At 68.6% G+C, this 17,005-nt stretch carries 16 protein-coding genes and 1 tRNA gene; 14 read left to right on the top strand and 3 right to left on the bottom strand.

Annotated features, from left to right (window positions below; all coding sequences use genetic code 11):
• Window positions 1–136 precede the first annotated feature (136 nt).
• The 5 genes from fdhE (at window position 137) to selD (ending at window position 5,703) form a co-directional block, all read left to right on the top strand.
• Window positions 137–1,120: a formate dehydrogenase accessory protein FdhE gene (gene fdhE / locus AC5P8Z_RS12595; RefSeq protein WP_495229161.1), complete on the top strand. Its 984-nt coding sequence runs from the start codon at window positions 137–139 to the stop codon at window positions 1,118–1,120.
• A 4-nt stretch (window positions 1,121–1,124) separates the two neighbouring features.
• On the top strand, window positions 1,125–2,549 hold the full coding sequence (gene selA, locus AC5P8Z_RS12590; RefSeq protein WP_495229160.1) for an L-seryl-tRNA(Sec) selenium transferase: 1,425 nt from the start codon (window positions 1,125–1,127) through the stop codon (window positions 2,547–2,549).
• Entirely contained in the window at window positions 2,546–4,477 is a 1,932-nt protein-coding gene (gene selB / locus AC5P8Z_RS12585) for a selenocysteine-specific translation elongation factor (protein WP_495229159.1), read from the top strand. Before selA ends, selB begins: the two co-directional genes overlap by 4 nt.
• A 24-nt stretch (window positions 4,478–4,501) precedes the next feature.
• A tRNA-Sec gene (locus AC5P8Z_RS12580) sits at window positions 4,502–4,597 on the top strand.
• Window positions 4,598–4,623: 26 nt separating this feature from the next.
• Window positions 4,624–5,703: a selenide, water dikinase SelD gene (gene selD / locus AC5P8Z_RS12575; RefSeq protein ID WP_495229158.1), complete on the top strand. Its 1,080-nt coding sequence runs from the start codon at window positions 4,624–4,626 to the stop codon at window positions 5,701–5,703.
• 57 nt (window positions 5,704–5,760) lie between these two features.
• Here selD and AC5P8Z_RS12570 read toward each other — a convergent pair whose 3' ends face one another.
• Window positions 5,761–6,621 (bottom strand): YicC/YloC family endoribonuclease, encoded by an 861-nt coding sequence (locus AC5P8Z_RS12570; protein ID WP_071306604.1) that lies wholly within the window; start codon window positions 6,619–6,621, stop codon window positions 5,761–5,763.
• Between the two features lie 124 nt (window positions 6,622–6,745).
• Between AC5P8Z_RS12570 and rph the strand changes: the two genes are divergently transcribed.
• The 7 genes from rph to pepQ all read left to right on the top strand — a co-directional run bounded on the left by rph (window position 6,746) and on the right by pepQ (window position 13,938).
• Window positions 6,746–7,471 (top strand): ribonuclease PH, encoded by a 726-nt coding sequence (rph, locus tag AC5P8Z_RS12565; protein ID WP_012512000.1) that lies wholly within the window; start codon window positions 6,746–6,748, stop codon window positions 7,469–7,471.
• Entirely contained in the window at window positions 7,468–7,857 is a 390-nt protein-coding gene (locus AC5P8Z_RS12560) for a VOC family protein (RefSeq protein WP_286069725.1), read from the top strand. The genes rph and AC5P8Z_RS12560 overlap by 4 nt, the downstream gene beginning before the upstream one ends.
• Window positions 7,854–8,450 carry an RdgB/HAM1 family non-canonical purine NTP pyrophosphatase gene (gene rdgB / locus AC5P8Z_RS12555; RefSeq protein ID WP_286069727.1) on the top strand — a complete coding sequence of 199 codons (597 nt, stop codon included), beginning with the start codon at window positions 7,854–7,856 and terminating at the stop codon, window positions 8,448–8,450. The genes AC5P8Z_RS12560 and rdgB overlap by 4 nt, the downstream gene beginning before the upstream one ends.
• 58 nt (window positions 8,451–8,508) lie before the next feature.
• Window positions 8,509–9,735 (top strand): radical SAM family heme chaperone HemW, encoded by a 1,227-nt coding sequence (gene hemW, locus AC5P8Z_RS12550; protein ID WP_286069728.1) that lies wholly within the window; start codon window positions 8,509–8,511, stop codon window positions 9,733–9,735.
• A 157-nt stretch (window positions 9,736–9,892) separates the two neighbouring features.
• On the top strand, window positions 9,893–12,160 hold the full coding sequence (locus AC5P8Z_RS12545) for a DUF1631 family protein (RefSeq protein WP_495229157.1): 2,268 nt from the start codon (window positions 9,893–9,895) through the stop codon (window positions 12,158–12,160).
• Complete coding sequence (locus AC5P8Z_RS12540) at window positions 12,157–12,531, top strand: PilZ domain-containing protein (RefSeq protein WP_286069731.1); 375 nt, start codon at window positions 12,157–12,159, stop codon at window positions 12,529–12,531. The genes AC5P8Z_RS12545 and AC5P8Z_RS12540 overlap by 4 nt, the downstream gene beginning before the upstream one ends.
• Window positions 12,532–12,606: 75 nt before the next feature.
• Window positions 12,607–13,938: a Xaa-Pro dipeptidase gene (gene pepQ / locus AC5P8Z_RS12535; RefSeq protein WP_495229156.1), complete on the top strand. Its 1,332-nt coding sequence runs from the start codon at window positions 12,607–12,609 to the stop codon at window positions 13,936–13,938.
• Between the two features lie 471 nt (window positions 13,939–14,409).
• On the opposite strand, the gene AC5P8Z_RS12530 is transcribed toward pepQ, so the two are convergent.
• Both AC5P8Z_RS12530 and AC5P8Z_RS12525 read right to left on the bottom strand, forming a co-directional pair.
• Window positions 14,410–15,732, bottom strand: a complete 1,323-nt coding sequence (locus AC5P8Z_RS12530; RefSeq protein WP_286072058.1) for an aminopeptidase P N-terminal domain-containing protein — start codon at window positions 15,730–15,732, stop codon at window positions 14,410–14,412.
• Between the two features lie 5 nt (window positions 15,733–15,737).
• On the bottom strand, window positions 15,738–16,286 hold the full coding sequence (locus AC5P8Z_RS12525) for a YecA/YgfB family protein (RefSeq protein ID WP_286069734.1): 549 nt from the start codon (window positions 16,284–16,286) through the stop codon (window positions 15,738–15,740).
• A gap of 153 nt (window positions 16,287–16,439) precedes the next feature.
• On the opposite strand from AC5P8Z_RS12525, the gene AC5P8Z_RS12520 reads away from it, so the two are divergent.
• Window positions 16,440–16,661, top strand: a complete 222-nt coding sequence (locus AC5P8Z_RS12520; protein ID WP_005410898.1) for a TIGR02449 family protein — start codon at window positions 16,440–16,442, stop codon at window positions 16,659–16,661.
• A complete protein-coding gene (locus AC5P8Z_RS12515) occupies window positions 16,658–16,954 on the top strand; it encodes a cell division protein ZapA (protein WP_006467013.1) in 297 nt (98 codons plus the stop codon). Before AC5P8Z_RS12520 ends, AC5P8Z_RS12515 begins: the two co-directional genes overlap by 4 nt.
• Window positions 16,955–17,005 lie beyond the last annotated feature (51 nt).

Raw genomic sequence — 17,005 nt, 5'->3', positions numbered from 1 at the left:
CGACACGATGAACACGGGAACGACCGAAACCGACTTTTGTAAAGTCGAACCATGCTCGACTGCTCTGCCTCGAACACGCTGGACGCCAGCGCCGACAACGGCGAGGATGGAGCCTGGTTCTTCCGGCTGGCCCTGCATGGCGCAACGCATCCTTGAACCCGGTGAAATCGAGACGCTCGCCTCGCGCGATGTTCCGCGCATCATCCTCCCCGATGCGGCATCCCTGTTCGCCGAACGCGCCGCACGCCTGCGCAGCCTGGCGGCGCGCAGTGCCATCGGCGGTTACCTGCAGCTGCTGGCGGCGTTGGCCGATGCGCAGCAGGCTGTGCTCGAGGAACTGACGCCGCAGCAGCGCGAAGAACTGCAGGCGCAGGCGCGTGCACAGCAGTCGAGTGCGGCGGCCGGTGCCGGCATGCCGTTGCGACCGGCCAACACGCTTCATCTTGATGAGCGCTGGCGTGGATGGCTGCGCACGCTGTGCCAGCACTGCGCCGATGAAGCCGGGCTGCCGGTGGAAACGCGGCAGGAACTGCTGCGCGTTGCCGCTGGCGACGATGCCTGGCTGGATGCGCAGGCCCATGCCGTGCTGGAGCGCGATGACGCGCCGTCGGTGGACCCGGTGGCTGCGCTGCTGGTGATGAACACGCTGCAGGTGTACTGGGCCGTACTCGCGGCCAGCTTCCGCGCCACCGATCTGAAACCCTTGGCCGACGCACCGGGGCTGTGCCCGTTGTGCGGCACGCTGCCGGTGGCCAGTGTAGTGCAGGCGCGCACACCGTATGCCTCCTACCGATACCTGTCGTGCGCGCTGTGCGCGTGCCAGTGGCACTACGTGCGCGTGCAGTGCAGCCAGTGTGGCGCCGCCGGCAAGGACATCGCCTACCGCGCGCTGGCCGATGTGGATGGCGACGCCGGCGAGGCCGTGCGTGAGAGCGCGGTGCGTGCCGAGACCTGCGACCACTGCCATAGCTATCGCAAGATCCTGTATCTGGAAAAAGACCCGTCACTGGAACCGGTGGCCGATGACCTTGGCACACTGGCACTGGACCTGTTGCTGGGCGAGGAAGGCTATGCGCGCGCCAGCCAGAATCCGTTGCTGTGGCAATCCGACGGCGAGTAGGGCGATGACACGCACGCCTCCCACCGCCGCATCGGCCGCTGCCCTGCCCTCGCTGGACCGGCTGCTGCGCCTGCCTGCGTTGTCGGCCTTGATTGATGGCCATGGCCACAGCCGCGTCGCCCGGTTGCTGCGCGCACACCTGCAGGCGCTGCGCGAACGTATCAGCACCGCGCAGCTCTCGGCCGAGCAGCTCCAACAGGCCATCGACGGCCCGGCGCTGGTCGCCGCGCTCGATGCCCGGCTTGCCGCCGACGCATGTCTGGACCTGCAGCCGGTGTTCAACCTCACCGGCACGGTGCTGCACACCAACCTCGGGCGCGCCCTGTTGCCCGAGGCCGCGCTGCGGGCGGTGACCCGCGTGATGACCGCGCCGGTCGATCTGGAATTCGACCTCAGCCGGGGCCGCCGTGGCGACCGCGATGCGCGGGTGCAGGCGCTGGTCTGCGAGCTGACCGGGGCCGAAGCCGCCACCGTGGTCAACAACAATGCCGCGGCGGTCCTGCTGCTGCTCAACAGCCTGGCCAACCGTCGCGAGGTGGTGGTGTCGCGTGGCGAACTGGTGGAGATCGGCGGTGCCTTCCGCATCCCGGACGTGATGCGCAGCGCCGGCGCGCGTCTGCGGGAAGTGGGCACCACCAATCGCACCCACCCGGCTGACTTCGCAGACGCCATCGGCACCCGCACCGCACTGCTGATGGAAGTGCATGCCAGCAACTACGCGATCACCGGCTTCACTGCCAAGGTCGACACTGCGGCGATGGCTGCGATCGCGCACGAGCACGGTCTGCCGCTGGTGGTGGACCTGGGCAGTGGCAGCCTGTGCGATCTGGCGGCCTTCGGCCTGCCGCGCGAGCCCACCGTGCAGGAAGCGCTGGCCGCTGGCGCCGACCTCGTGTCGTTCAGTGGCGACAAGCTGCTGGGAGGGCCGCAGGCCGGCATCATCGCCGGCCGCGCCGACCTGATTGCGCGGATCAACCGCAATCCGCTGAAGCGTGCGCTGCGCATGGACAAGATGGGCCTGGCCGCACTGGAAGCCGTGCTGGCCCTGTACCGCGAACCGGAGCTGTTGGCACAACGGCTGCCGACGCTGCGCACCCTGTCCCGTACGCAGGGAGATGTATCCGCACAGGCCCAGCGCCTGTTGCAGCCGGTGCGCACCGGGCTGGCCGTGGACTACACAGTCGAATGCGCAGTGATGCACAGCCAGATCGGCAGCGGTGCGCAACCCCAGGCGCAGTTGGCCAGTGCCGGGCTGCACATCACAACTGCGCGCCGTGGTGGCCTGGATCGCCTGGCCAAGCGTCTACGCCAGCTGCCACAGCCGGTGCTGGGGCGCATCGCCGATGATGCGTTGTGGCTGGACCTGCGCTGCCTGGAAGCCGACGACGAAGCGCGCTTCGTCGACCAGTGGGGCACGCTGCGGGCATGATCGTCGGCACCGCCGGGCATATCGACCATGGCAAGACCCGCCTGGTGCGCGCGCTGACCGGCATCGAAACCGATCGGCTGCAGGAAGAGCGTACACGCGGCATTTCCATCGAGCTGGGATACGCCTATGTGCCGGTCGAAGCCGCGGATGGCGAAAGCCCTGCAACTACGCTGGGCTTCGTTGACGTGCCCGGCCACGAGCGCTTCGTGCATACGATGGTGGCCGGTGCGACCGGTATCGATGTTGCCCTGCTGGTGATCGCTGCCGACGACGGCGTGATGCCGCAGACCCGCGAGCATCTGGCGATCCTGCAGTTGCTGGGCGTGGACCGCGGCGCGGTGGCGCTGACCAAGATCGACCGCGTGGATGCCGCGCGCCTGGCCCGGGTCAAGATCGAGATCGCTGCCCTGCTGGCCGGCACGCCGCTGCAGGATGCCTCCGTGTTCGCGTGCAACAGCACCGTACCCGACGATGCCGGCATAAACGCGCTGCGTGCCCACCTGCATGCCTGGGCCGCAGCCGATGCCGGCGCGCGGCAAGCCACGCTGCGCGGCGAATTGTTCCGCATGCCGGTGGACCGTGTGTTCTCGCTGGCCGGCCACGGTACGCTGGTGACTGGCGCAGTGCACGGTGGCACCGCCACTGTTGGCGAGCATCTGCAGCTGATGCCGGCTGCCACCGACGTACGCGTGCGAAGCATCCACGCGCAGAACCAGGCCAGCGACCACGCGATGGCCGGGCAACGCTGCGCGTTGAATCTGGCCGCCATCGCCCGCGACGACATCCACCGCGGCGACTGGATCGCCGACCCACGCGCACTGCTGGCCACCACCCGCGTTGATGTGCGCCTGCGGCTCTCTGCGCTGGCACCGCCGCTGCGGGACTGGGCGCCGCTGCACATCCACTGGGGCACGATGCACCAGCAGGCCCATGTGGTACTGCTGGAAGACCGCGACCACGGCAATGGCCAGCTCGTGCAGCTGGTGTTCGACACGCCGGTCTGCGCGATGTGCGGCGATCGTTTCGTTGCGCGCGATTCGGCAGCAACCCGTACGCTGGGTGGCGGTGTCGTACTCGATCCGGACCCGCCCCAGCGGCGTCGGCGCAGCCCTGCACGTCTGGCGTGGTTGGCGGCGCTGGAACAGCTGGCCACCACCGCAGATATTGGCCCGCTGCTTCAGCAGGCGCCTGCCGGAATTCCATTGGCGGCACTGCAGCGCTACTGTCGGCGCGCCACCGAGCAGATCGATCTTCCTGCAGGCGCGCAGCGCATCGTCACCCGCGACGACACGGTGGTCATCCTCGCCGCGCACTGGCAGGTGCTGCGCGAACAGGTAGTCACCTCGCTACGCGGCTGGCATCAGCGACGCCCGGACGAACCGGGTGTCGACAGCGGGCGCCTGCAGCGCAGCACCCTGCCCGCGCTGGCAACGGGCCTGTGGAACGCGCTTCTCCAGAACCTTCTGGAAGACGGCAGCGTGCAGCGCGTGGGCGCGTGGTGGCGCCTGCCCGGCCATGACCACGCGGCACCGGAACGCGAGCGCCTGCTGCTCGAACGCGTGCTGCCGCAGCTGCATGCCGGCGGTTTCGATCCGCCATGGGTGCGCACCCTGGCCACCGACCTGGGACTGACCGAGGATGAGGTCCGCGGGGTCATGCGCCGGGCCGCTGCACGCGGTGAACTGTTCCAGGTGGTGCCGGACCTGTTCTATGCACCCACGCGCATTTCGGAACTCGCCGCGATCGTCGCACAGCTGTCGCAGGCCACCGGCACGGTGGATGCGGCCGCTTTCCGCGATGCCATCGGCCTGGGCCGCAAGCGCAGCATCCAGATCTTGGAGTTCTTCAATCGCGTTGGCTACACTCGACGCGTCGGTGACCAGCATCGGCCGCGTGGCGACCTGCTGTGGAACCCAGCCCGCGACTGAGTCGACCGGTACCGCAGTACTTTCGGAAGGCATGCGCATCCGGGCATGCGGCTGGGCTTCAAACCCAGTAGGGGGCGTCGATCGTTCCCTGGTAGGTTCGACTCCTGCTGCCTTCCGCCATTCGTGTTTCCGCAGGAGATGTCGGCATGGCCACGCACGCGCAGTCCCCCGCCCCTTCGACGGCCGACGCTCCGCAACGACTGACGTCTCTCGCGCATGGCGGCGGCTGCGGCTGCAAGATCGCGCCGGGCGTGCTGACCGAACTGCTGCGTGGCGTTCCAGCACTTCCCGCGCCGGCCGAGCTGCTGGTCGGCCGCGAGACCAGCGACGACGCGGCGGTGTACCGCCTTGATGACCGCCAGGCGATCGTCGCCACCACCGATTTCTTCATGCCCATCGTCGACGACCCGTTCGACTTCGGCCGCATCGCCGCCACCAACGCGCTGTCGGACCTGTATGCGATGGGCGCACGGCCATTGTTCGCACTGGCCATCGTCGGCATGCCGATCAACACCCTGCCGCAGGACACCATCCGCGGCATCCTGCAGGGCGGCGAACGCGCCTGCGCCGACGCAGGCATCGTGGTCGCCGGTGGCCACAGCATCGATTCGGTGGAACCCATCTACGGCCTGGCCGCGATCGGTGTGCTCGATCCGCAACGCCTCAAGCGCAATGCCGATGCCCGTGCCGGCGATGTGCTGGTGCTGGGCAAGCCATTGGGCGTAGGCGTGTATTCGTCGGCACTGAAGAAGGAAGTGCTGGATGCCGACGGTTACCAGCAGATGCTCGAATTGACCACCCGACTTAACACCGTGGGCGTGCCACTGGCTGCGCTGGACGGCGTGCACGCGATGACCGATGTCACCGGCTTCGGCCTGCTCGGTCATCTGCTGGAAGTGTGCCGCGCCAGTGGGGTTTCCGCCGAAGTGGAGAGTGCCCAGGTGCCGCTGCTGCCACAGACGCTGGAACTGCTGCAGCGCGGCTGCGTGACCGGTGCCTCCCACCGCAACTGGGCCTCGTATGGCGCCGAGGTGCGCTTCGCCGACGGGTTGCCAGCACACTGGCAACCACTGCTGACCGACCCGCAGACCAGCGGCGGCCTGCTGGTGTCCTGTGCCACGGAAGCGGTGGAGGCGGTTCTGGCCTGCTTACACGAAGCGGGGTTCGGCCAGGCGGCCGTGGTCGGGCGATTGGGCGAAGGAGCGCCGGGCATCAGCGTGCGCTGAAGCGCTGAAACGACAGGGGCGCCCCAAGGCGCCCCTGCTGTAGCGCTGGATGCAACATCACTCGATGTTCTGCACCTGTTCGCGGATCTGGTCGATCAGCACCTTCAGCTCCACCGCCGCATTGGACGTGCGGCTGTCCACCGATTTGGAGCCCAGCGTATTGGCCTCGCGGTTGAACTCCTGCAGCAGGAAATCCAGGCGACGGCCGACCGGCTCACGCTGCTTGAGCACGCGGCGGATCTCGACGATGTGGCTGCCAAGACGGTCCAGTTCTTCATCCACGTCCAGCTTCTGCAGCCACAGTACCAGTTCCTGCTCGGCGCGGCCGGGGTCGACCGGGTGCGGCAGGTCGGCCAGGCGTGCGGCCAGCTTGGCGCGCTGGCCGTCGCGAATGGCCGGAATCAGCGTGCGCACTTCGCTGGCGATGCGTTCGATGCCGTCCACGCGCTCGCTGATGGCGGCCGACAGCTTTCCGCCTTCACGCTCGCGGGCCTCGACGAAGCCGTCCAGCACCTGGTCCAGCAGGGCCAGTGCCTCGACCTGCAGGGCAGCGGCATCAGTGGCCTCGCCACGGGTCACGCCCGGCAGCTGCAGCAGGTCGGTGAAGCTGACCTGCAGGTTGGGGAAATCCGAGGTCAGCCGGTGCGCCAGGCGTCCCAGCTGGCCCAGCAGGGCCTCGTCCACCTGCAGGTTGGCAGCCGCTTCCGGCGCGCGCAGGCGCATCACCAGATCCAGCTTGCCGCGGCTGAGGCGCGCGGCAATGCGCTCGCGCAGTTGCGGCTCCAGCGCGCGCAGTTCCTCGGGCAGGCGGGTGCCGACCTCCAGGAAGCGGTGGTTGACCGAGCGCAGCTCGCAGCCCAGCGTGCCCCACGGGGTGACCCGCTCGCCGCCGGCGTAGGCGGTCATGCTTCGAATCATGGATTGTGTCCGGTGCGTGCAAAGGGGGAATGGTACCCTAGCGACCTCACCAGAGCCCCCTCGCCCGCCCCGTGAAGGCCGCGGGCGTGGCGGCGTACTCCCTCGCCATTACGGAACCCGCACCATGTCCGATTCCCGCCCCAGCGGCCGCCAGCCCGACCAGCTCCGCCCGGTCGTCATCCAACGCGGCTTCACCCGCCACGCCGAAGGTTCGGTGCTGGTGTGCTTCGGTGAAACCCGCGTGCTGTGCACCGCCAGCGTCGAGAACCGCGTGCCGGGCTTCCTGCGCGGCAAGGGCGAGGGCTGGGTCACCGCCGAGTACGGCATGCTGCCGCGCGCCACCCACACCCGCAGCGACCGTGAAGCGGCCCGCGGCAAGCAGGGTGGCCGTACGCTGGAGATCCAGCGCCTGATCGGCCGCAGCCTGCGCGCCTGCGTGGACCGCAATGCGCTGGGCGAACGCACCATCACCCTGGACTGCGATGTGCTGCAGGCCGACGGCGGCACCCGCACCGCCGCCATCACCGGTGCCTACGTGGCCCTGGTCGATGCGGTGAACGTGCTGATGAAGCGGGGCGACATCAAGCGCAACCCGATCCTGGGCGCGGTGGCCGCCGTGTCGGTGGGCGTGTACCGCGGCACCCCGGTGCTGGACCTGGACTACGCCGAAGACAGTGACTGCGACACCGACATGAACGTGGTGATGAACGACGGCGGCGGCTTCATCGAGCTGCAGGGTACCGCCGAAGGCCATGCCTTCCGTCGCGACGAGCTGGACGCGCTGCTGGGCCTGGCCGAAAAGGGCGTGCGCGAGCTGCTGGACGCACAGCAGGCGGCACTGTCGGCATGAACCGCCGGATCGCCCTGACCACCCTGGTGGTGGCCGACTATGACGAAGCCATCGCCTGGTACACCGGCAAGCTCGGCTTCACGCTGCTGGAAAACATCGACCAGGGCCACAAGCGCTGGGTGGTGGTCGGTCCGACCGACGGCAGTGCCGCTGCCCTGCTGCTGGCCCGTGCCAGCGACGAGGAACAGCGCAGCCGCATCGGCAACCAGACCGGTGGCCGGGTCGCCTTCTTCCTCAACACCGACGATTTCCACCGCGACCACGCGGCGATGCTGGCCGCCGGCGTCGAGTTCCTGGAAGCGCCGCGCGAAGAACCCTATGCAACGGTCGCGGTGTTCCGCGATCTGTATGGCAACACCTGGGACCTGCTGGAGCCCCGTCAATGAAGAAACTGGTATTGGCCAGCCACAACACCGGCAAGCTGGTGGAGATGCAGGAGATCCTCGCCGATCTGCCGCTGCAGATCACCTCGGCCGCCGAACTGGGCCTGGGTGATGTGGAAGAGACCGGCCTGACCTTCGTCGAGAACGCGCTGCTGAAGGCGCGCGCGGCCAGTGAAGCGACCGGCCTGCCGGCACTGGCCGATGATTCGGGCCTGATCGTCGATGCCCTTGGCGGCGCGCCGGGCCTGTACAGCGCGCGCTACGCCGGCCACCCCACCAACGCGGCGGCCAACAACGCCAAGCTGCTCGATGCCATGGCCGAAGTGCCCGATGGCCAGCGCAGCGCGCGCTTCTATGCGGTGATCGTGCTGCTGCGCCACGCCACCGACCCACAGCCGCTGATCTGCGAAGGCCGCTGGGAAGGCCAGATCATCCGCGAGCTGCGCGGCACGAATGGTTTCGGCTACAACCCGCTGTTCCTGGACACCACCCACGGCCTGACCGCCGCGGAAATGGAGCCGGCGCTGAAGAACGCCATCAGCCACCGCGCCCTCGCCCTGCAGCAGCTCAAGCAGCAGCTGGCGACGCTGTACTGACGCCCTGCCCGATCGAACCAGGGAAGCCGGCCAGCGCCCGGCACTACCGAAGAAGCCCATGCCGCACGCCCACGACCACTGCAACCACCTGCCCGGCGAAGCCTGCTCGGCTGACCACGACACACCGCCGCGGCTGGTGCCGCCACCGCTGTCGCTGTATGTGCACCTGCCGTGGTGCGTGCGCAAATGCCCGTACTGCGATTTCAATTCGCACCAGGCCAAGGGCGAGCTGCCGTTCGATGCCTACATCGATGCCCTGCTGCGCGACCTGGACCAGGACCTGCCGCTGGTCTGGGGCCGGGTGGTGCACAGCGTGTTCTTCGGCGGCGGCACGCCCAGCCTGTTCCCGCCGGACGCCATCGACCGCTTCCTGCAGCAGGCCAGCGCGCGCCTGCGTTTCGCGCCCAATGCCGAGATCACCTTGGAGACCAACCCGGGCACCGCCGAGCACGGCCGTTTCGACCGCTACCGCGCGGCCGGCGTGAACCGCCTCAGCTTCGGCATCCAGAGTTTCGACGACGCGATGCTCAAGCGCCTGGGCCGCATCCACGACAGCGGCGAAGCCGAGCGTGCGGTGAAGATGGCGCAGGACGCGGGCTACGACAACTTCAACATCGACCTGATGTACGCGCTGCCGGAACAGACCCTGGCCGGTGCGGAGGCCGATCTGGAGCGCGCCTTCGCGCTGCAGCCGGCGCACATCTCGCATTACCAGCTCACGCTCGAGCCGAACACGGTGTTCTTCGCGCGGCCGCCGCAGGGCATCCCCGATGAAGACAACGCCTGGGACATGCAGGAACACTGCCAGGCGCTGCTGGCGCAGGCCGGTTTCGACCAGTACGAAGTCAGCGCCTATGCGCGCCCCGGCCGGCAGAGCGCGCACAACCTGAACTACTGGCGCTTCGGCGATTACCTGGGCATCGGTGCCGGTGCCCACGGCAAGATCAGTTCAGGCGCCGAAGAACACGTGCTGCGTCGCTGGAAGCTGAAACACCCGCAGGCTTACCTGGACAGCGCGGGTACCCCGGCCTCGTTCGGTGGCGACGATGTGATCGCGGCCGAGCGCCTGCCGTTCGAGTACATGCTGAACCTGCTGCGCCTGCACGAAGGTTTCAGCCTGCGCGATTTCGAATCGCGTACCGGGCTGCCGCGCAGCGTGCTGGACGCGCCCCTGGCCGAGGCTGTCCAACGCGGCTGGCTGCAGGAGGCCGACGGCCATGTACACCCGACCGAACTGGGCCGCCGCTTCACCAACGATGTGGTGAGCCTGTTCCTGGAGGAGTGATCCTGCTGCCTTGCATCCGCCGGGCATGTTCTCCCGTCCGGTAGCGCCGGGCCATGCCCGGCGGATGCGGTTCACGTTCAGCCTAAAGTAGCGCCGACATCGGCCGACACGGTAGATTCACCAGATCGATCCGCGGGAATCCGGGTACCGCTCGCCGATGTCAGCTGTTTTTTCCCCCACCGCTGCCGACAAGGCCCGCCTGGCCACAACCGACCTGCCGCCACGGGTGCGCGAGCTGCTGGGCGCGTTGATCGGTCTGTGCCGGCAGACGCTGGCCGCTCCCCTGATCCTCACCGTCGAAGCGCTGGAGCAGGCGTTGCTGCACGACGCTGATCGTGCGCGCAATCCCACGCAGCAGGCGGACCTGATGGCGCAGCGTGGCCAGCTGCAAGCCTTCGCCGGTCATTTTCCCGACCGCATGCTCGATGCCATCGCCGAGGCCCTGACGCGCCTGCGCGACCCTGCGGCGGTCCCCCCGACGCTTTCCACACCGCCACCGCTGCCCGGCATGCTGGGCCTGTCGCTGGTTGCCGAACACGACGTCGACCGCGACCTGCTGCTGACCGAGATGGTGCGACGCGAAACCCTGCGTTCGACCAACACGCTGAACCTGCTGGGGCAGCGGCTGGGGGTGCTGGCGGCCGCACCCGCATTCGACACCGACACGCTGCCCCTGGCTCCGCAGGCCCTGTGCGCGATGGTGCGCAGGCTGGCCGAGCAGGACACCCTCGGCATCGACGTCCAGCTGGCGCTTTACCGCAGCTTCGAACGCCACGTACTGGAGCGCCTGGGCGATGTACTCGACCGCGCCAATGCCCTGCTGGCCCAGCATGGCGTACTGCCGGGCCTGGTCTATACGCCGTACCTGGCGCGTTCGTCGAGCACGCGACGCATCATCACCCAGACCGTCGGCGGTGGCCGCGCCACGCAGCCGGCCAAGCGCGCCGCGGCGCCGTTGACGGGTTGGACAGGACCCGCCCCCACCGGCTCATGGTCGAACCTGCTGCAGGAGGCGGTGAGTGATACCGGCCCCGCCGTTCCGGGGCTGACCACGTCCGCTGGCAGTGCGCTGCACACGCTGCTGCAGCAGGCCCGGCATGCCACCGCGTCGGCGGCGCCCAGTGCTGCCGTGCCCAGCGCCGCAGTGGATGCCGTGCTCGCGCGCCTGCAGGCGCAGTCCAGCGCCGCTACCGGGGTTGCCGACCTGCAGACAGCCGTGGTCGCCCAGCTTCGCAGCGAACATGGCGACCAGGCGCAGCTGGCAAACCACGACCGCGACAACCTCGACCTGCTGCGCCTGCTGATGCAGCAGGTGCAGCAGCAGCAACGCCCCGACCCGGTACCCGCCGCCCTGCTGGCGCGGCTGCAGGTCCCCCTGGCGCGCGCAGCGATGGCGGACCCGGGCTTCTTCGTGCGCGATGAACATCCCGCCCGCGAGCTGCTCAACCAGATCGCCGAAACCGGCGCCAGCTGGCTGGACGATGATGACGTTGACCCGCAGCTGCTGCAGCGCATGGCGCAGAGCGTGCAGGATCTGCTCGCCCAGGATGTACGCACGCCGGACGTCTTTGCCACCGCCAACGAGGACGTGCAGCAGCACCAGCGTGCGGCGGTTCATCGCGCGGAGCTGGCCGAGCGCCGCCACGTTGAAGCCGCGCGCGGCAAGGAGCGCCTGGAACTCGCCCGGCGCCAGGCCAATGCGCAGATCGACCAGTGCTGCGATACGCAGGCGCCGCCGCGCTTCGTGCAGACGCTGCTGCGCCAGGCCTGGGCCGATGCTCTCACCCTCACCCGCCTGCGCCACGGCGATGATTCACCGCAATGGCAGGAACGCCTGCAGCAGACCCAGCGCATTGCAGCGGTGACCGCGCAGGCCGTGGACACCCCCGGTGGCACCGATGCCGCGCTGGCCGCCGATGTGGAAGCTGCACTGGTGCAGGTGGGCCACCACGCCGAGGAAGCCGCTGCGGTCGCACGCAGGCTGGCCACGCCCGGCGGCGAGGATGAGAGCACCTCGCGCACCGAACTCAGTGCACGCCTGAAGGCGCGCGCACGGCTGGGAGAGCACGCGGGCCTCACCAACACGGCCCCCTCCAGCCCGCGCAACGCTGCCGAGGAAGCCGCTTACCAGCAACTGTCCGCCCTGCCGTTCGGCAGCTGGTTCGACATCGACAATGGCGATGGCACGCTGCGCCGCCAGCGCCTGTCCTGGTACAGCCTGCTGACCGGCCATGCCCTGTTCGTCAATCCGCGCGGGCAGAAGATCGCCGATACGGACCTGGATACGCTGGCCCGGCAGATCAGCGCGGGCCGCGCGCAACTGGTCACCGAAGACAAGGGCCGGCTGGTCGATCGCGCCTGGCAGGCCAGCCTCGATGCACTGCGTGCACTGGCCGACGGCCACGCCGGGGAGGCGTCCGCATGAACACCCAACCGCCACAGGACACCCGTCGCGCGCCCCGCCGCCAGGTTTCGGACCTGGTGCCGGTCACAGACCAGATGCGCGAATGCGTGGTGGGTCGCCTTGGCAACGTGTCCGAAACCGGCATGCTGATGCTGGCCAGTGCGCCATTGCGCGAGGACGCGTTGTATCAGCTGCGTTTCCCGCTGCCGATGGTCGACGGCCGCCAGGAAGTCATCGACGTGGGCGTGCACCTGCTGTGGAGCGAGCCTGCGCACGCCCCCGGGCAGAGCTGGACCGGCTTCCGCTTCCTGACCCTGTCGCGCGAACATCGGCAGCTGCTACGGCAGTGGGTGGGTGAGGACTGCGACGAGGGACCGGTTTCGACGGCCTGAGTGCCGGTTCCGGCACAGCGGTTTTCTGCGGTATGCGGCAGAATCTAGGACCGTTTCCCGTGTCGAGCCACCGCAATGATCCAGCAAGACCCCGGCGCCCTGTATTCCGACCACCTGGCCGTGCTGTGCCGACGCGCCGAACAGGCGCTGGCCCGCGGAGGCTTCGACCACCTGGTGGTGCCCAGCGGCACCCTGCACTACCAGGTGTTCGACGATCGCGACTACCCATATGCGGTGAATCCGCAGTTCAAGGCCTGGTTGCCGCTGACCCGCGTGCCCAACAGCTGGATCGTGTTCACCCCCGGCAAGCGCCCGGCGGTGATCTTCCACCAGCCCTTCGACTACTGGCACGTGGTGCCGGATGCGCCCAGCGGCTGGTGGGTGGAGCACTTCGACATCCACATCATCCGCACGCCCGAAGAGGCGCTGGCCCTGCTGCCGGCCGATCCAGCACGCTGCGCGATCCTGGGCGAGCCGCAGAGCGCGCTGGGCGCCTTCGTGCCGAACAACCCGGCGCCGGTGGTGAACTATCTCGACTGGCATCGCGGCAGCAAGACCCCATATGAAATCGCGCTGATGCGCCAGGCGCAGGTGCTGGGCGTGCGCGGCCACCGCGCCGCCGAGGCCGCGTTCCGCAACGGTGCCGATGAATTCAACATCCACATGGCGTATTGCCAGGCCGTGGGCCAGGATGCCAACGAACTGCCCTACGGCAACATCGTGGCACTGAACGAGCACGCCGCGGTGCTGCATTACACCGAACTGGGCCGCACTGCACCGCAGCCGCTGCGCAGCTTCCTGATCGATGCTGGCGCCAGCGCGCACGGCTATGCCAGCGACATCACCCGCACCTACGCCGCCAAGGGGCATGACGAATTCGCCGCGATGATCGAGGCCGTGGATGCGGCCCAGCAGCAGATGTGCGCGGCGGTACGTGCGGGCTTCGACTACAAGCAGCTGCACGTGGACGCGCATCTTTCGCTGATGGGCGTGCTGAAGGACTTCGGCGTGATCAAGGTCTCGCCGCAGACTGCGCTGGAAACCGGCGTCAGCGCCGCGTTCTTCCCGCACGGCATCGGCCATCTGATCGGCCTGCAGGTGCACGACGTCGCCGGCTTCGCGGCCAGCGACGAAGGCGGCCGCATCGAACGCCCGGCCGGCCACCCCTATCTGCGCCTGACCCGCGTGCTGGAGCCGGGCATGGTGGTGACCATCGAGCCGGGCCTGTACTTCATCGACATGCTGTTGAACGAAGTGAAGGCCGCCGGCCACGGCGATGCGATCAACTGGGAGCGCGTGGACTTCTTCCGTCCGTATGGCGGCATCCGCATCGAAGACGAAGTGCTGTGCACCGAGGGCGAGGCGGACAACCTGACGCGGCCGGTGTTTGCGGCGGCGAACGGCTGAGCCCCTCGTGGTTGGGCGCTTGGAGCAAAAGCCGCGCTTGGCGGGGCGGGGTGGGTTCGCGGGGGACGCCGTGAATCCATCCTTGGAGGCTTGGCCGCGGCATCCATGCCGCGGACACCCCCGCGAACCCACCCCGCCCCACCTCTGACAGTTTCGGTGTGCGTCCAACCACGGAAGAAAGAAAGAAAAGCAAAAGCGGGTCGCCCGCTGCGCTCGCTCCGTGTCGACCCAGGTCGACACCTACCAACAGCCGCACGTCCCAACTACCGCCGTTACCCACCGCCGCGTGAACCTGTCGAAGGCGGGGTACTGTGGGTGTGCGGGGTGTGAGCGGCATGGATGCCGCGACGAAGCCCCCATGGATGGGTTTACGGCGCCCCCGCACACCCACAGTGCCCCGCCATCCCACGGACAGCCTGCTGTTGCTCTGGCTTGTAGCGGGTGCAGGGCTGCAAGCCCTGCCGAACCCCCTTACCCCGCCATCACCGCTTCGATCTCGTCGGCGCTGCGCGCCAGGCCTTCGGTCAGCACCCGATGGCCGTCGTCGGTGATCAGCACATCATCCTCGGTGCGGATGCCGATGCCACGCCAGCGCGGTTCCACCGTCGTGTCATCCACGCCCACATACAGCCCCGGCTCGATGGTGAAGGCCATGCCCGGCTCCAGCAGGCGCGAGTCGCCCGCCAGGCGGTAATCGCCCACGTCGTGCACGTCCATGCCGATCCAGTGCCCGGTCTTGTGCCGGTAGAAGCGCTGGTACAGGCCTTCGGACAGGTTCTTTTCCAGCGTGCCCTTCAGCAGGCCCAGCCGCAGCAGGCCCTCGGTCAGGGTCTGCACCGCGGCGAGGTGGCCGGCCTCGTACGGCACGCCCGGCCTGGCCTGGGCCAGTGCAGCAGCCTGCGCGTCGCCGACCAGATCGTGCAGCGCACGCTGCTCGGCACTGAAGCGGCCATTCACCGGGAAGGTGCGGGTGATGTCGCTGGCATAGCCGCGGTACTCGGCACCGGCATCGATCAGCACCAGCTCGCCATCGCGCGAACGCGCGTTGTTGTCGCGGTAGTGCAGGATGCACCCGTTGCGGCCGGCGCCGACGATGCTGCAGTACGCCGGCACGGCATCGTTGGCGCGGAACACGCGCTCCAGCTCGGCCTGCAGTTCGTATTCATGGATACCCGCCCTGGCCGCCCGCATCGCCGCCAGGTGCGCACGCACGCTGATCTGCGCGGCGTGGTGCATCAGCGCCACCTCCGCGCCCGACTTGAACAAGCGCTGCTCATGCAGCAGATGGCCCAGTTCGAGGAACTCATGCGGCGGCTGCGCGCCGTGGCGCACCTGCGAACGCACGCGGTTGACCCAGCCGATCAGTTTCAGGTCGAAGTCGGCATCGCGGCCGAAGTGGTAGTAGACGCGCGAGCGTCCCTCCAGCAGGCCCGGCAGGATGTCGTCCAGATCGTCGATCGGGTAGGCATCGTCCATGCCGTACTGCGCCACCGCTCCTTCCTGCCCGGCACGGCTGCCATCCCATGCCTCGCGCTCGGCATCGCGCTCGCGGCAGAACAGGATGGCCTCGCCGTGGCGACGGCCCGGGATCAGCACCAGCACCGCTTCCGGCTCCGGGAAGCCACTGAGGTACTGGAAGTCCGAATCCTGGCGGAACGGGTAATGGGTATCCAGGCTGCGCACCTTTTCGGCCGCGGCCGGCAGCACCAGGATCGCGTCTTCGCCGGCCATGTCCATCAGCTGGCGACGGCGACGCTTGTACTCGCCGGCCGCGATGCCGGTGCGCTGCTTGATGTCCATCAGTTCAGGCGCTGCCGATGGCGCGAGGCCAGCACCACGTCGCCATGCAGCAGCAGCACCGCCACCCGGATGAATTCCTCGATCTCCGACAGGGCTTCATCATCATCATCGCCACCGGCCTCGAAATCCTCACTGGAGGCACGGGCCAGGCTGGCCATGTCGGTCAGCGCTTCTTCGCCCTCCTCGGACAGGGTCGGGCGGCGGCCGCCGCTGCCCAGGCCGAAGCCGCCCAGGAACGAGCGGGTCCAGCTGAACATGGCATCGGCCTGCGCGGACACGTCGTCGCTGTCGGTCAGCAGCAGCTCGAAGGCGAAATCGCGGTCTTCCAGCTGCTTGATGGTGGCCTGCAGCAGCTGCTCCAGCACGCTGCCGGCGGCCACCGGCGGCAGGTTGTCGTCGGCCAGTACGCGCGCCGGCCAGTCGTTGCCGGGAGCGCCGCCGGCGGCCAACCAGCCGCACAGCGCACCGTGCAGCTCGGCAGCGGTGGCGCCCAGGCCCAGCGCCTGGCTGGCGTGGGAAACGTCGTCGACGGAGGGAAGTTCGGTCATCGTGCGGCTCGTTCGGAAAGGAAACCCGGAGCGCGCACGCGCGCGCCCGTGAGACCCCGTAGTGTAGCAACCCCACGGCATCCTCTCCGTGGCCGTCCAGCCTTGCTGCGACAACGCTTGACCGCCCTTACCCGGCTTGCCTATCGTGCCTGCATGGAACCCGCCGATCCCCTTGCCCAGCTGCAGGACTTCGCCGCCCGCGTGGAGGCGTTGCTTGAACGCAACCAGCGCCTGGCCGAGGAGAACCGCAGCCTGCGCCACCAGCAGGAACAGCTGGTGGCCGAGCGTTCGACGCTGCTGGCCAAGAACGAGCAGGCACGCTCGCGGGTGGAAGCGATGATCAGCCGGCTCAAATCCCTGGAGCAGCACACATGAGCGCCGAACCGGTCAGTGTCCGCATCCTCGATCGTGAATACACGGTGGGCGTCGGTGGCGACGAACGCGACAGCCTGATGGCCGCCGCGCGCCTGCTCGATGCGCGCATGCGCGAGATCCGCGGCAGCAACCGCATGGCCGCCGTCGACCGCGTCGCCGTGCTGGCCGCGCTGAACCTGGCCCACGAGCTGCAGCTGCTGCGCGACGAAAACGCCCGCCAGGCCGTGGCCCTGCAGCAGACGCTGGCCGACCTGAACCGGCGCCTGGACCGCGCCATCGACGGCGGCGCCTGAAGATCGCGCAGAACGCGTCTTCTCATATCTGAATTGGCACGGACTGTTGCC

The organism is Stenotrophomonas sp. YJH_SMC_17 (assembly GCF_059371655.1).
Note: the sequence above shows the minus strand (reverse complement) of the source record. Positions and strands in the feature narration are given on the sequence as shown.